12 protein-coding genes and 1 other annotated feature are annotated in these 15,553 nt (G+C 32.5%); of the genes, 6 read left to right on the top strand and 6 right to left on the bottom strand.

Features of this window, described 5'->3' with window-relative positions; all coding sequences use genetic code 11:
* Positions 1-12: 12 nt before the first annotated feature.
* Entirely contained in the window at positions 13-1,023 is a 1,011-nt protein-coding gene (locus CLMAG_RS19525) for an SDR family NAD(P)-dependent oxidoreductase (protein ID WP_066626499.1), read from the bottom strand.
* Positions 1,024-1,171: 148 nt separating this feature from the next.
* Between CLMAG_RS19525 and CLMAG_RS19530 the strand changes: the two genes are divergently transcribed.
* Entirely contained in the window at positions 1,172-2,524 is a 1,353-nt protein-coding gene (locus CLMAG_RS19530; protein WP_066626501.1) for a glycosyltransferase family 2 protein, read from the top strand.
* 12 nt (positions 2,525-2,536) lie between these two features.
* Entirely contained in the window at positions 2,537-4,456 is a 1,920-nt protein-coding gene (locus CLMAG_RS19535) for a glycosyltransferase (RefSeq protein ID WP_066626503.1), read from the top strand.
* A gap of 61 nt (positions 4,457-4,517) precedes the next feature.
* Here the strand turns inward: CLMAG_RS19535 and CLMAG_RS19540 are convergent, their stop codons facing one another.
* Complete coding sequence (locus tag CLMAG_RS19540; protein WP_066626505.1) at positions 4,518-5,117, bottom strand: DNA-3-methyladenine glycosylase I; 600 nt, start codon at positions 5,115-5,117, stop codon at positions 4,518-4,520.
* 75 nt (positions 5,118-5,192) lie between these two features.
* A complete protein-coding gene (locus tag CLMAG_RS19545) occupies positions 5,193-6,083 on the bottom strand; it encodes a GGDEF domain-containing protein (protein ID WP_066626507.1) in 891 nt (296 codons plus the stop codon).
* Positions 6,084-6,281: 198 nt separating this feature from the next.
* Positions 6,282-6,531 (top strand) — a binding site (T-box leader).
* A gap of 69 nt (positions 6,532-6,600) precedes the next feature.
* Between CLMAG_RS19545 and CLMAG_RS19550 the strand changes: the two genes are divergently transcribed.
* Genes CLMAG_RS19550 through CLMAG_RS19565 form a run of 4 tightly spaced genes read left to right on the top strand, consistent with a single transcriptional unit; the run spans position 6,601 to position 11,546 of the window.
* Positions 6,601-7,551 carry a sugar ABC transporter substrate-binding protein gene (locus CLMAG_RS19550; RefSeq protein ID WP_066626510.1) on the top strand — a complete coding sequence of 317 codons (951 nt, stop codon included), beginning with the start codon at positions 6,601-6,603 and terminating at the stop codon, positions 7,549-7,551.
* Between the two features lie 40 nt (positions 7,552-7,591).
* Positions 7,592-9,073 (top strand): sugar ABC transporter ATP-binding protein, encoded by a 1,482-nt coding sequence (locus CLMAG_RS19555; protein ID WP_066626520.1) that lies wholly within the window; start codon positions 7,592-7,594, stop codon positions 9,071-9,073.
* Between the two features lie 20 nt (positions 9,074-9,093).
* Positions 9,094-10,047 (top strand): ABC transporter permease, encoded by a 954-nt coding sequence (locus tag CLMAG_RS19560; RefSeq protein WP_066626526.1) that lies wholly within the window; start codon positions 9,094-9,096, stop codon positions 10,045-10,047.
* 20 nt (positions 10,048-10,067) lie between these two features.
* Positions 10,068-11,546 carry a xylulokinase gene (locus CLMAG_RS19565; RefSeq protein WP_066627034.1) on the top strand — a complete coding sequence of 493 codons (1,479 nt, stop codon included), beginning with the start codon at positions 10,068-10,070 and terminating at the stop codon, positions 11,544-11,546.
* Positions 11,547-11,668: 122 nt separating this feature from the next.
* Here the strand turns inward: CLMAG_RS19565 and CLMAG_RS19570 are convergent, their stop codons facing one another.
* From CLMAG_RS19570 to CLMAG_RS19580, 3 genes are read right to left on the bottom strand one after another with little or no spacing between them, the layout of a single operon-like run.
* Positions 11,669-12,877: a Ger(x)C family spore germination protein gene (locus tag CLMAG_RS19570; RefSeq protein WP_066626528.1), complete on the bottom strand. Its 1,209-nt coding sequence runs from the start codon at positions 12,875-12,877 to the stop codon at positions 11,669-11,671.
* Positions 12,877-13,959 (bottom strand): GerAB/ArcD/ProY family transporter, encoded by a 1,083-nt coding sequence (locus CLMAG_RS19575; protein ID WP_066626530.1) that lies wholly within the window; start codon positions 13,957-13,959, stop codon positions 12,877-12,879. Before CLMAG_RS19575 ends, CLMAG_RS19570 begins: the two co-directional genes overlap by 1 nt.
* Positions 13,952-15,529 carry a spore germination protein gene (locus CLMAG_RS19580; RefSeq protein ID WP_066626532.1) on the bottom strand — a complete coding sequence of 526 codons (1,578 nt, stop codon included), beginning with the start codon at positions 15,527-15,529 and terminating at the stop codon, positions 13,952-13,954. The genes CLMAG_RS19575 and CLMAG_RS19580 overlap by 8 nt, the downstream gene beginning before the upstream one ends.
* Between the last annotated feature and the right edge of the window lie 24 nt (positions 15,530-15,553).

The raw sequence follows: 15,553 nt of genomic DNA on the forward strand, positions 1-15,553 counted from the left end.
ATATCACCCCCCTTATATTAATTCATTCTTAATAAGAAAATCTAAAATTTTTTCTTTTGTAAGATTAAGGCTAGTCTTTGAAGATATTTCCCCGGATACTGGTTTACCTTTTGTCAAATAAAAGGTATTTTGTTCCTCTTTGAAAATGGTAGGAAGTATAGAGTAATAGTTATCAAACTCAAAAGCCCTCTCTGCTTCATGAGCTGTAATAAGTTCCTCAAAGAGCTTTTCAGAATCTTGTTTCTTTGTTATCTTTATTTCAATGTCTTTTGGATTTTTTGAATATATAGGAGCTAAATATTCGATTAATACTTCAGCAAAATCAATTATACGAATACTTGGCATTTTGCTAATTAAGATCTCTCCTCCAGTTGCTATTTCACTACTTCTTATTAAAAGGTCAACTGCATCATCAATTGTGCATATAAACCGGGTCATATCTGGATGGGTAACTGTTACGTAGTTTTGTTTTTTTATTTGATTTTTAAATAAATTAAGAACACAGCCTCTGGAGCCAAAAACATTTCCGAAACGTACCGTTGTAAAAATTGTTGAATTTCCCATTAAAAAATTTCCATGAGATATAAGCCTCTCACTGTAGAGTTTTCCAACACCCATTACAGTAGTAGGGTTGGCAGCTTTATCACTGCTGGTAAATATGACTTTTTCCACATTATTTAAGGTGGCACTCTTTATAATATTTTGAGTACCGATAACATTTGTAATAAAGGCCTCATATGGATTACTTTCACAAATGCCAACAATTTTCATAGCAGCAGTATGAAAAACTATATCTATCCCTCTTAAAGCTGAGTTTATGCTGTCATAATTTCTTATATCACCAATTATAAAACTAACCTTTGGATTTTGTTTAAAATAATGAAGCTCTGCCTCTTGTTTTTGTTCATCTCGGCTAAATATATAAATATGATTTATATCATATTTTAATAGTCTATTTAATAATGCTTTTCCAATGGTACCAGTACCACCGGTAATTAAAATTTTTTTATTGCTAAGCCACATTTCACATCCCTCACTTATTAGTTAGTAATATAGTATATGAAGTTATAACTATTAGTGATAATGTTTTAAATTATTTTATAATTGTACACATTACATAAGTACGTCCATATATTATCATTAGAAAGAGTTGTATAAGGAGGAAGTTCAGATGACGCAATTGTGCGATAGAAAGCCTGGACTTGTAAGTATTGTAATTGCTACTTATAATTATGGTCATTTTATAATAGATGCACTTGATGGAATTGAAAAACAAACATATCCAAACATAGAACTTATTATTATGGATGATGCTTCAGAGGATGATACAGAGGAACTTGTAAATTCATGGTATAAAAAATGCAAATATAAATTTTCAAATTTTATTTATTTAAAACTTCCAAGAAATATTGGAGCAGGTTGGGCCTACAATATTGGATTCCAGATTTCATCAGGAGAATATACTGTAATACATGATGCAGATGATGTTAGCTATCCGGAAAAAATTAAGAAGCAGGTGAAAGTATTAGAGGAACATCCGGATACTGCTATGGTAGGCACAGGATTTAGAACTTTTAAAAATAATATTTTGGAAAGTAAGGCTGGAAGTGCATGGCTAAGTTTTAATTCAGCTCATATAGAGAAAAATTATAAAAAGCATTTAAGACATTGCGTTGCTTATGGTACATTAATGTTTCGTGCTGCCATTTTAGAAGAGATTATTGGATGCTTTAAAGCCATTCCTGTTGGTAATGATATGTTTTTTGTAAATAATATAGTAAATCATGATTTTATCATTGAAAATATAAAAGAGGAATTGCATTATGTGAGAAAGCATACAGGATCTATGAGTAGTCAAATACGTCATAAACAAGATATAAATGTACTGAAGAAGAGAAAAGTTGTTGATGATCTTGTTAGTATAGTACTTCCAGTTAAAAACAGTGAATTAACTATTTACAACGCATTGAAGAGTATAGGAGCACAGACCTACCCCAATATTGAAATTATTATAATAGATGATTGGTCCACTGACAACTCAAAAGAAGTAATTGATAATTGGTATAAAAAGTATAGAAACCATTCAAATAATAACTGCATTAAAGATTTATTATATTTTAAACCGCCTAGAGAAGCTGGTTACCCTTGGATATATAATATGGGAGCGTATCTATCCAGAGGAGAATATATAGCATTTCATCATGATAAAGGATTAAGTCATCCAGAAAGAATACAAAAACAAGTAGATTTTTTAAAGAATAATTTCATGTATAGTGCAGTAGGTACAAATTGTAAACCAGGAGGAACGATGATACGATATGACGATAAGATCGAAGACTCTTACATCACTGAATCTCTTAACTGTGTAAATATAAATACTCTAATGGTAAGATATGAACAAATTCATAAAACCGCTGGTTTCAATAACTTAATGCAGGGTGCATGGGATTTTGAATTTATATATAGACTCTTGAATAATGGATACAAGGTACAAAATCTTAGAGATGTTTTGTACTTTGAGTAAGGGGTTGAGTTTATGAGAACGTTAATTAGTATAATAATGCCTGTGTATAATTGTGAAGAATTCATAGAAGAAAGCATTAGAAGTATTTATGAACAGACATATACAAACTGGGAATTAATAATTGTAAATGATGCTTCAGAGGATAGCACAGTAGAAAAAATATCTCAAATACAAGATGAAAGGATTCATGTAATTAACTTAAGAGAGCACCAAGGAATTACGTCAGCCTTTGCAGAAGGCTATAAATTTGCAAAAGGAGATTTTATCATAAGACATGATGGAGATGACATAAGTTTACCTACTCGTTTGGAAATTCAACAGAGTTATTTACAAAATAATCCGAAGATTGGGATGGTCTCATGTCTTATATCTTGTTTTACCAGAGATCAATCCTTACGTAAAGATTGTATTTTTATTGAGAGAATTCAAAACCATTATAAAGGTAATGGAGAAATTGAAAAAGCAATTATAGCAGGTTTTTTACCAGTGATATTTCCAACTTTAATGATTCGTAAAGAACTTATGGATAAGGTGATTTATGATACTAAAACTCCTCTTTTTGATGATCAAACAGAATTATTATTAGAGCTTATAAAATTAAGTCCTGTAGAAAAGGTAAATACTATTCTTTATTCCTATAGAAGGCACAAAGACGCTTATCATGTTGTGAATCAAAAGGAATATGTTAAATATACATGTAAACTACTTAAAGATCCTTCTGTTAGGAATTGTTTTCAATTTAAGGAGTTTTATAAGGATTTGAATTTTGATGTACGAAGAGAAATTCAAATGAATGAAAACAGTAAACTAAGGGTATTAATGCTTATAGATGCATTGAATGTTGGAGGAACAGAAACTCATGTTCTTAATATTACTAAAAAATTGATGAATATGGGGATTTATGTGGTGGTAGCAACTTCTGGTGGTCCTATGGAAGTAATAATGAAGTCCTATGGAATAAAAGTTATTAAAATTCCTATTGATGGTGATTATATATCCAACAAGAAAAAATTTGGAAGGGTAAAAATACTAAAAACTATTATTGATAAGGAAAAAATAAATGTTATTCACTGCCATTTATTTGCAAGTATGCAGCTTGCCAGTGAACTTTATAGAATGTATAAGATACCATATGTAGTTACTATTCATGGATTATTTTATCCTGGTAATATTTTTTATTCTACCTGTATTCAAGCCTCAAAGGTAATTGCAGTAAGTAAGCCTGTTGGAGAAATGCTGTATAATAAACTTGGAGACAAAGTTGGAGATAAAATTGTTATAATTCCAAATGGAATTAGTAGAGATTTAGTTGATAATTCTCATAGAGATATAGATATACGAAAGGAACTTGATATACCTAAAAGTGCAGGGATATTATGCTATTGCAGCAGATTAGATTGGAACAAGACCAATGTAGCCCGTGTATTATTGTTTAGTTTCTCACAGCTTTTAGAAGAATATTCTAACCTACACGTCATTATTGTAGGGGACGGTCCTGGAAGAGAAAGCTTAGAAAAAGAAGCACAGGTAATCAATGAAATGTCGAAAAAAGATGTTGTCCATATGGTAGGAGCAAAAGTGGATGTAATACCATATTATCTCCAAAGCAGTATTATAATTGGAACAGCCAGAGTTGCATTAGAAGGGATGATGTGTGGAAAACCTGTAATTGCTATAGGTAATCAAGGATATACTGGAATTGTAACTGAAAGCACAAAAGACCTTCAATTGGATATGTATTTTGGTGATCATGACGCTGTTGAAAAGCCAAATGTTACAAATTTAGTAAAAGATATTAGGTATCTTTTAAGAAAAAAGGGAAGAGTCGAAAAAATAGGTAAATGGGGAAGAAGTTGGTGTGAAAAAATGTTTGATATCGATAATTGTGTAAAAGAAATTGTGAAAATCTATATAAATGCTTTAAATAAATAATTAAGTTAATTACAGAATATATTAAAGCTCGGATAAGGCCGAGCTTTTTTTAGTTGTAAACTTAGTCTAACTCTTTGTTAACTGATAACTCTTTAATAGTGGTTGAAAGATCATCATATCGAAAGCAGGTAACTATATGATCATTTATCAAACCTGTTGCCTGAAGGTAAGAATAAATTATAGTAGAACCTACAAATTTAAAGCCTCTCTTTTTCAAATCCTTGCTGATTTCATCAGATAAATTAGAGGTAGCAGGAACTTCGGAAATATCCTTCCATTTGTTCACTAAAGGTTTATAATTTACAAATTTCCATATGTAATTGTCGAAACTTCCAAATTCCCTTTGTATATTTAAAAACATTTTAGCATTATTTATGGAGGCCTCTATTTTTCTTCTATTTCGTATTATTCCAGCATTTCTAAGTAACTCGCTTATTTTTTCTTCTGAGTATGCTGCAACTTTTATAGGATCAAAATCATCATAAGCACTTTTATAATTACTTCGCTTTTTCAGTACTGTTATCCAGCTTAGTCCAGCTTGGGCGGATTCTAATACAAGAAATTCAAAATGCTTAAGGTCATTATGGATAGGAGTACCCCATTCTTCATCATGATATTTAACATAGATAGGATCAGTTCCACACCAAGGACATCTTTCCACGGCTATACCACCTCTCATAATTTTATTATTTTTGGTCTATATTAGTAAATAAGAAAAATTTACATTTTTTATATTTTATACCAAAATATTACTAACTTCTTTAAGAACCATATCGCCTATGGGGTGACCGAATTTGTCGTTAATATTTTTAAAGTGATCAATATCCATTATCACAAGGACAGCGTCTACTTTAAATTGATTTGCTGTTTCCATTTTTTGTTTTGCAAGAATTTCAAAACTTCTTCTATTTAAAAGATCAGTCAATGGGTCGTGATTTGACATATAATTTAACTTTTGGTTAGCTTCCTTTAATAAAATATTCTTATAAATTTGATCAAACTGACTATTATAAATAAATTTTGATATAACAATAGTTGCAATAAAGAAAATAGTGCCGTTTATTATGTTACAATTCAATAGTGCTGGTTTTTTTTGAAAAACTATTAAGCCTTCAATAAATGTTGAGAATGGAACAAGATATACTAGTAAATTCACTGGAAACCTTATTAGTATAACAGCACCAAATATAAGCATGTTGGCTATAAATACACTGCTGGTATGTCCTATTTTAATCTGATCCAATCCATTGATTATACTTATCAAAATTAATATAATCATAGTTAATGCAGGAATAATAATTTTATGGATTTTTTTTAGTTCACCGTTGTCGCTTTTAACAAAAGTCTTTATTAATATAATTCCTACAGAAGATACTAGCAAAAGAAGCAAATGTAAAATGAAGTACCTTTTATCAGTCCAAGTTATATATATACCACTATTTCTTAAGTTGGGGATGTCAACACATACTATAAATAAAATTTCAATTATCAGCAGTATGATAAGAAATAGTTTCATTCTTTTGAAATTAATATTTTCTATATCATACAGAATAGTAGCTTCCTGTTTTTTTGTAAGAAAACCACTTGTTTTGTTGAAAAAAAGTGACTGAATCAATCGATTTATCATAAAAGTTCCCCTAATATAATACTAAGATTTTTTATTTAATATTATTATATTAAAATTTAATTATTTTATCAATGAATACATTGGTTGGATGGTGATGTTAAAAAATTTTATTAATCAGATGAAAATATCCACGAAAATATATTATCCAAAATTTTCTTGACAAATCAAAAATTCTAAATTATTATTTACTTAATAATAATTAAACTGATGAATAAGAGTAGTATTCTAGAATAATATGTTTTCAGAGAGTCGTGGTTGGTGGAATGCGATAACATCTATCTAGTTGAATGGACTTATGAAGGCAGTCTGAAAGGATTTTTTCTGAGTAGGCACTGACGGGAACTCGACCCGTTATAAATAGAGCGTATATTATTATGTATATGAAATGAGTGGGTAATTTTTTACCAATTTGGGTGGTATCGCAGGACTATAGGCTCTTGTCCCTTTTATTAGGGGCAAGGGCTTTTTTTATATATTTTTTTACTAAATTTGAAAACAATTAAAAGGGGGCTTAAAAATGAAAAAGTTTATGGCATTTGTTTTAACTCTAATGCTGATGTTATCCTTTGCCGCATGTGGTAATTCAACTGCGACAAACAATGGTGGGGATGATAAAGCAAAAAATGCAACAAAAAAGGTATCAATTCTTACTCCATATCTTAGCTCAGTAACAACTAATCAAATGGTTGAATCACTAAAAGCAGGTTTAGAAGCTAATAAAATTGCTGTTACTGTTGTTGATACAAAAGGTGACTTTGCTCAACTGGCAAGCCGTATTGAAGATGTTGTTTCTTCAAAAGCTGATGCTATGATACTTGTAAGTACTGATCCAAATCAAGTTAAGACACAGCTGCAAGGAGCCTTTGATGCAAAAATACCTGTATTTGGATGTGACAGTGGCTACATAGATGGAATGATGGTTAATGCAACTAGTGACAATTATGCTATGGGTGAGATGATGGCAAAATATCTTTTTGAAGATTTGATGGGTAAAAAAGGTACTGTTATTGCACTTACTCACCGTCCACACCCTGGTGTAGCAAAAAGATGTGAGGCATTTGATAAACTTATAAAGAATTATCCTGATATTAAGCTTATTACAGAGCAGCATATAGCAGTTCCGGGACCTATTGAAAATTCAAGAAAAGTAATGGAAAATTTAATGCTTTCAAACTCAGGAAAGGGGTCAATCACTGCAGTATGGGCTGCATGGGATGAGCCTGCTATAGGAGCAGCACAGGCACTTAAGGATGCTGGAAGAACAGAAGTTATAGTTACAGGTGTTGATGGTAATAGTCAGGCAGTTGAAATGATAAATCAAGGTACAAATTTAAAGGCTACAGCTGCTCAGAATTTTAATGGTATGACTAAAATTGTAGTAGACGATATGGTAAAGATGTTTGCAGGAGAGCAAATTACAAAAGGAGAAAAATATGCACCTGCAACTCTAATAAAGGCTAGTAAATAAAGTGAATCAGAAAAGAATTTTCACCGAGGAGTGATATTTTATGCTATTACAAACAAAACAATTGTGCAAGCAATTTGGAGGCGTGTATGCTCTTAAGAATATCAATTTTGAGATAGCTGAAGGAGAAATACATGGACTTGTAGGCGAGAATGGCGCAGGTAAATCCACATTAATAAAAATACTGACTGGTGTATATAGCTTGGATAGCGGTGAAATTTATTGGAATGGGGATACTGCTCAAATATACGATCCCCAGAGAAGTCGCAACATTGGGATTAATGTTATACATCAAGATAGGCATCTTATTCCAGCATTTAATGGTATTGAGAATATTTATTTAGGTCTTAAGTATGAGAAAAAATTAGGATTTATGGTGGATTGGGCTAAAATGAAAAAGAGAGTGGAGGAAGTGATCTTAGATCTGGGAATTGAAATTGATCTGACATTTCCTGCCTCAAAGCTTACCCCTCCGCAGCGTACCCTTCTGGAAATTGTACGTGCAATGATGACAGAATGTAAATTGTTAATACTGGATGAACCCACAGCTTCCCTTACAGATAAAGAAGCAGAAATGCTGTTTGAAACAATAGGCAAATTGCAATCTAGAGGTACAGCTATTTTATATGTTACTCATAGAATGGATGAAATTTTTAGACTTACAAACAGAATTACTGTGTTTAAAAATGGGGAAATGATAAAAACTGTTAATACCACAGATGTGAACAAAGACAAGATTATTTCCATGATGACTGATAACTGGGTAAGTGAAAAGATAGAAGGTTCTGCTAACTTTGGCAGGATAATATTATCTGTAAAAAATATAGCTTCAAAGGACAAGGTTGTAAAAGATGCCAGCTTTGAAGTACACTCAGGGGAGATATTGGGCATTTTTGGATTAGGTGGAAGTGGGAGAACAGAACTACTAGAATGTGTATATGGATATCGTCCTATGACAGCTGGAAGTGTTGTTCTAGAAGGAAAATTAATTGAGAAAGGGTCCCCTTCAAGTTCTATTGAAAATGGCATGGTTCTAATCTGTGAAGATAGAAGAGGAATGGCATTGATCACTTCCTTAAGTGTAAAGCAAAACACGGTACTTTCTAAGATAGATAGTTATGCAAGATTTGGTATAGTTAATGAAACTATGGAGAAAGAAGATACCCTTGAGAAAATCTCCGCACTTAATATTAAAACTGAAGGTCCAGATCAAACTGTACTTCAGCTTTCTGGTGGGAACCAGCAGAAGGTGGTATTTGCAAAGGCGCTGCTTTCCAGTCCAAAAGTTTTTTTATGTGATGAGCCAACACAGGCAGTGGATGTTATGACAAGGCATGAAATTCATAAATTGCTTCGTGAAAAGGCAGATGAAGGAAATGCAGTGGTATTTGTATCTTCTGATTTAAAAGAAATTCTTGAAATATCAGATAGTGTACAGGTTATAGCTAATGGACGTACCAAGGAGCTTCTTAAAAATAATAGTTTGACTGCTGAGCAGGTGCTTTCCTGTTGCTATGAAGACTGATTGGAAGGAGACACTATATTATGAATAAAAATAATAATTTATCTGAACTGCTAAAATCATATGGAACTATATTTGCAGGAATAGTAATTGTAATAACCTTCAGTTTTTTTCGACCAGATGCATTCTTTACATATGGTAATCTCATTAATATTACTAGACAGATTGCACTGCTTGTAATAATAGCTTTAGGTGCAACTTTGGTTATGTCTGTTGATGAATTTGATTTATCCATAGGCGCACTGGCAAGCTTAGGAGGGGTTATTGCTGCAAAAATGGCAGTGGCAGGTATGTCAATAATCCTATGCTTTATTACACCTGTGTTTATATGCTTTATAATAGGTTTAATAAATGGGTGGATTGTAACAAAATTCAAAGTGCTTTCATTTATTACAACTCTAGCAATGAGCACCATTCTTGCAGGATTTACCTTCTGGTTTACTGGAGGAGCAACTATATTTCAAAATATACCTAGAAGTTTTACTATAGTAGGTTCTAAGAATGTGCTCAGAATACCAATACTCTCAATAATAATGATACTTTTAGTATTACTTTTCTGGTTTATTATGCGTCATACAACCTTTGGAAGAAAGCTATATGCTATAGGCGGTAATGTTGCAGCTTCAGAGGTTTCTGGTATCAATGTAAAAAAATACAAAAATCTTGCATTTGCATTATGTGCTGCTCTTTCAGCATTAGCAGGTGTTCTTATGGCATCACGTCTTGGTTCTGCCCATCCAACTGGTGGAGATGGATTGTTCTTACAATCCTATGCCGCTGTATTTATTGGAAGGACAGTGTTTAAAGAGGGAATTCCAAATATTTGGGGAACCTTTGCTGGTGCTGCGATTTTGGGGATTTTAGCCAATGGTTTAACTATTATGCAGGTGCCAACCTTTATGCAGGATCTGTTGACAGGTTGCATAATTATTCTTGCAGTTATAGTTCAAAAAATAGGAAATGGTGATTCAAAGTGAATAAAAGGCAGGTGGAAGCAATGAAGTATATCGCAACATTTGATATCGGTACAACAGCTGTAAAGGGTGTTTTGGTTTCAGTTGAAGGTACAGCAGTTTTCACGAAAAGTATTAATATAGAAACTATATTTGAAGGAGATTTTAAAGAACAGAGTCCATTAGACTGGCACAAAGCCTTTTGTGAGATTTCAAAGGAGTGTTTTGCTCATGGATATAGTCCAGAAGATATTATTGGAATAGTAATGAGCGGACAGATGCAGGACCTGATACCTGTAGACAAAAACGGCATTAATGTTGGTAATGCTGTTCTGTATTCCGATGGAAGAGCTGAGAAGCAAGCTAGGGAGATTGCCGAAATAGTAGGGATTCAAGAAATACTAAAAAGTACAGGAAACAATTTTGATGGCTCTATGCCCTTTGCAAAGCTTTTATGGCTCAAACAGAATCGTTTTAATGATTATCAAAATACATATAAAGTAGTGATAAGCTCTAAAGATTATATTATTTTAAGGCTAACAGGGGAATATGTTACTGATGTGACAACAGGAGCTACAACAGGGCTTATGGATATCCATAAAAAGCGTTGGAATACTGATTGGGTAAGTGCTGTAGGAATGGTCAAGGATAAACTACCTCTTCTACTGCATGCTGAGGAACAGGCCGGAATAGTTACAGAAAAAGCATCTATAGAAACTGGTTATTCTGTTGGTACACCAGTTTATGCAGGCACTGGAGATGCAGGTGCAACTACACTAGCCAGTGGAATAGCTTCTGATGGAGAGTTCAATATAAATATTGGTACAACAGGTTGGGTGGCAAGTGTATCTTCAGATGTACTTCTTAAAGAAGGAGTATTTAATCTTGCAGCAATGCCTAAAAACTTATATATCAATGTAGTACCTTTTTTAAATGCTGGAAATGTGCACAAATGGATTAGCAAAACCTTAGCTAAGGATAGGGAAGAGAATGAAAAGTATGATTATGTTGGTAAGCTTTTGGAGGAAAGTACACCAGGAAGTCATGGACTAATATTTTTGCCATATTTAGTAGGGGAACGTTTCCCTGTTATGGATACAAAGATTAGAGGAGGTTTTGTGGGAATAACCCCTGAGACTACCAAGCAGGACATGGCACGTTCCTGCCTTGAAGGTGTGGCTTTTTCAATTCGTCAGGGAATTGAAAGTATTGGTGGTAAGCCAAATAAAATTTCTTTAATTGGCGGAGGAGCAAAGGTTAAAGTATGGTGTCAAATTTTTGCAGACATACTAGATCATGAAGTGTTGGTGTACAATGACTCAGAGTTTTCGCCATCTATGGCAGTTGCAGCATCTGTAATGGTTGCACAGGGGTTAATAACCGACTACCATAGGTTTACAGATCTCCTGAAACAATCAGAAAACTGCATATCCTATGAGCCAAACTCCTCATCAGTTGAGGTGTTGAATAAAGCGTATGACACTTATTGCAGAATATATCCTGGGTTCAAAAATATTAGATAGATGCTAGAGACAGCCATCTGAGAAGAGAAAAAGCAAATTATCTACTTAACTTAAAAAGACCGCTGACTGTGATTTTTTTGGTGAGCGGTCTTTTATAATAAATTGATAGATACATATGTAAGTTATCTTGTAAGACCAAGCTGATTAATTTTTACTTCCACATTCACAGTAACTCTAAGTGTTTTAAATACTTCATCCCAATTATCTTTTAGCTTATCCCAAGCCTTTGGTGCAAATCTTTGTATATTTGTGCCAAAGTAAAATACATCTGCACCGTATTCCCTCTGAACATAGGATATAGTATCTTCTATTTGCTTTTTTATCTTTTTTTCAGCCGCCTTTTCAAGCTGAGAACAAAATTCTGAATTAAATACATTACGAAGGCCTGGTAAACTTGTTTCACCAATATCTAAATTTGCTTTAATATCAAGTTCCATTTCGACAGAGTCCTCAGTTACTATTGGTTTTTGTTTTGTTTTTATTTTTTTTATTTCCAATGTAAAGGGGGAGTTACTACATTCTGGGAGGTTAACTGAAACTAAGCCACCATTGGCGTAATTAACTATCCATTTAAGGTAGCTAGTTCTAATTTCATCAAGCCAGCCTACCATTTTATTGTCTTTGAAAACTGCACACCCCGCATCTTTGATTTCATATTTATTTGCAACAACTTTAGGAAGTACAAAGTCTCTATGTTCATGTATTGCCTCAGATACTTTCCCCAAATCTGTCTTATGCAGCAGTCTTGATGTTTTGAAATTATTATTTGGCAGTGATTTTAAATATTGTGAAGGAGAATTGTCTATTTTAGGTATTACTCGCAGAAGGTCAGCTGCATGGCCTGGAGTGATAAAAACCTTTGTTCTTCTTCTCATTTCCGTGTCTCTCAAAAACATATCTAGAAGTTTTGATATATCATCTTCTGCCACATCTGAATTTATTACAATAGACTGAAGATGAGAATAGTAAGGTGGATAATTTAATCTGGTAGAATATTGTCTGTTAGCTTCAAAAAAAGTATTTGATATAACAGTTAAAGTCCAATTCCGTGCCTTATCTGCATTTCCTCCTGACTGACCAGAAGGCTTATTTAAGGAGCTGGAGATTATAGGGACATCTATTGTAAAGGCATATAGAGGTCCAGTAGTTTCAAGGGGCATATATTCAAAGGATGCTGTGTTTAAGTTTTTAGTATCAGCTTTATCTATTGCGACTCCAAGAATATATCCTCGTCTTTCTATTTCAATTTTACCCCAGCAACCACTAAGAATGAAAACAGTTATAGAAATAAGTGATAATAAAAATAATCTTCGGAGGATATTATTTTTCATTATTTAGCACGTCCTTTCTTAAAAAATGCAGTTAAAGTAACCATTGGAACATACAAAAAAGCCAAAAGAATTATTCCGTTATTAGCCCATTCCAGCATTTTAAATACTTCCACATTATTTCGAGGCAATAAAGCTATAATAAAAATAAAGGGTAATTGTGCTAATTTTACTAAAGCATCTTTTTTAGTATTAAAAAATGCTTTAGTACTGATAGTTGATATTAAAAAATAAACTATAAATGTAGTGATTGAATTTGGAATCCAAGCTGCCATAAATAAACTTTCAGCTCTTTCAAACACTTCGCTATTCAACTGAATTGCCTTTGATAGGGTAAGTGTTGGAAAAGTCAGATAATTAATTTCTTCAGCTCCAAAAACCATAATACAAAGAGCGACAAATACTGAATAAATGATGGTGGATACTATAATTCCTAAATTAACATATTTTTTTGTAGCCTGGGGGGCTTTAAACATGGGCAGTAAAAAAGCAAATACAAATGCAGCTGCTGCAGGATTCAGTGAACTAATTGAGCCCTTTAAAACAGGCAGAACCCCCTTATACATAGGTGGATATAAATTGTATGGAGTTATAGCTGTAAGAGCTATTATTATTAACAGAAGTATAAACAACAATATTATTGGAAGTAGAATATCAAATACTATACTTATTGTTTCAAAATCCATTAGAATGCAGTAGGTTACTATTGACATAGTAGCTATTAATATTATAATAACAGGAGTTTGATCAAGTAGAAACATACTTACACTTTCAGAAAAAAGCCGAATAGATATCCCATTTATATAAATATTGTAAATTATATTCACTAGGATAAATACTTTTCCTAAAAACCTTCCATAAAGCTTTTCCATAATCTGAGCATAATTTAATTCGGGGTATTGTTTGCAAACCCAAAAGCCTTGTTGAGTATTAAGTAAAATAATTGCTCCTATTATTAAAGGAGAAAGCCAAGCATCATTTTTAGCATATTTAACAGCACTTGAGGGCATGGTTATTAGTTCAATTCCGATCATAGCATTGATAACAATGCTTAACATTCTAATACTTTCCAGTTTTTTATTCATTCAAATCATCCCTTTTATCATTCTTTGCTCTTACGGTATCTTCAGTCTCGAGATACTCTGGCCTTTTGTGAACAATATGCAGCGGAGCAATGATGAAGGTGTCCTTTAGGGTTTCCTTATTATATGGAGAATAGTCTGATAAATATTTTATTCCAAAATTCTCAAGAGAAGCTGCATGAACTAATACTGCAAAAGCCCCAATTACAAAACCAAATAATCCTAAAAAGGTGGCACAAATTATTAAAAATAATCTTATTGCAATAGTGGAAAGGGAAAATGTATAATTTGGCAAGGTATATGATGAAATAGCAGATAAGGCAACTATAACAACTATTATGGGACTTACAATACCTGCCTGAACAACTGATTGACCTATAACTAATGCTCCAACAATACCTACTGTCTGACCTACTGCCTTGGGAAGACGTATAGCAGCTTCCTGTATCAGATACAAAGCTGTTTCCATTATTAGAATTTCCAATGTGACAGTAAAAGGCATACTAACTCTTGTGCCGGTAATCGATAAAGCCAGAGAGGTAGGAAGTAATCCAGGATGATATGTTGTTAGAGCTATATACAATGCAGAAATAGAACAAGCTTCAAAAAAACCTAAGTATCTTATAATTCTAAGTAGGGAAGTTATAATTGATTTCTCGTAGTAATCATCTGGAGTGCTTAAGAACAAATTAAATGTTGTAGGTACAATAAGTACATAAGGTGTTTGATCAACAAGAATTGCTGCTCTACCTTCAAGTATTGCACTTGTTATTCTATCTACTCTTTCAGTAGCAGCCATCTGAGGAAACACAGTCCATTTATGCTTTTGAATAAGAGCCTGAATCTGATTACTTGCAACTATACCATCAATATCAATTTCATTAATCTTATTTCTTATTGCCTGAGGTAAATCTTTATTTATTACTCCTTTTAGGTATACTATGGCTACAGAAGTTTTAGTTCGTTTTCCAATATTTAAAATCTCAATATTTAAATCAGGAGTTTTTATCATTTTTCTTAGCAAAACGATATTAGTATTTAAACTTTCTACAAATGCTTGTTTTCCACCTCTTACTGATTGCTCAGTATCAGGTTTTTCAATATTACGTCCCTTCATATCGTTATTACTTATTATAAATGAGGTACTACACCCATCAAAGAACACAATAGTGTTTCCACATAAAATTTCATATACAAGAACATCAAAGGTGAAGCCTTCTTTAATCTCATTGGAAGTTATAACTTTTTCCTTAACGTAATTAATACTAATATCACTATTTTCAATATCTGAATCTTTAAAAGCTAATATTGGTTTAATAATATTCTCGGTCACAAGCTGTTTATCAATCATTCCATCTACATATACTATTAATATTGGAATATTTTGTTTTGAAAGCGATAACTTTCTTTGGATGATACCACTATTATTATCAAACACAGTTTCTATAACTTTGGCATTGTTATCAACATTATTGAATACTTGTATTCTTTTTAGTTTCTCATATATATAGTTTTCACTGCTAATTTTTGTTTCAATATTAGGATTCTTGCGAAATTTATTAAATATACTCAAGCAGAACATTCCTTTCATTTAAGT

Source organism: Clostridium magnum DSM 2767 (assembly GCF_001623875.1).
GTDB classification, from domain to species: Bacteria; Bacillota; Clostridia; order Clostridiales; family Clostridiaceae; genus Clostridium_AM; species Clostridium_AM magnum.

What these genes read in the sequence shown, in the direction of transcription:
- CLMAG_RS19565 (WP_066627034.1), top strand. Translation starts at nt 10,068, where the DNA reads ATGAAGTATATCGCAACATTTGATATCGGTACAACAGCTGTAAAGGGT.
- CLMAG_RS19575 (WP_066626530.1), bottom strand. Translation starts at nt 13,959, where the DNA reads ATGAATAAAAAACTGGAAAGTATTAGAATGTTAAGCATTGTTATCAAT.
- CLMAG_RS19525 (WP_066626499.1), bottom strand. Translation starts at nt 1,023, where the DNA reads ATGTGGCTTAGCAATAAAAAAATTTTAATTACCGGTGGTACTGGTACC.
- CLMAG_RS19560 (WP_066626526.1), top strand. Translation starts at nt 9,094, where the DNA reads ATGAATAAAAATAATAATTTATCTGAACTGCTAAAATCATATGGAACT.
- CLMAG_RS19545 (WP_066626507.1), bottom strand. Translation starts at nt 6,083, where the DNA reads ATGATAAATCGATTGATTCAGTCACTTTTTTTCAACAAAACAAGTGGT.
- CLMAG_RS19570 (WP_066626528.1), bottom strand. Translation starts at nt 12,877, where the DNA reads ATGAAAAATAATATCCTCCGAAGATTATTTTTATTATCACTTATTTCT.
- CLMAG_RS19530 (WP_066626501.1), top strand. Translation starts at nt 1,172, where the DNA reads ATGACGCAATTGTGCGATAGAAAGCCTGGACTTGTAAGTATTGTAATT.
- CLMAG_RS19535 (WP_066626503.1), top strand. Translation starts at nt 2,537, where the DNA reads ATGAGAACGTTAATTAGTATAATAATGCCTGTGTATAATTGTGAAGAA.
- CLMAG_RS19555 (WP_066626520.1), top strand. Translation starts at nt 7,592, where the DNA reads ATGCTATTACAAACAAAACAATTGTGCAAGCAATTTGGAGGCGTGTAT.
- CLMAG_RS19550 (WP_066626510.1), top strand. Translation starts at nt 6,601, where the DNA reads ATGAAAAAGTTTATGGCATTTGTTTTAACTCTAATGCTGATGTTATCC.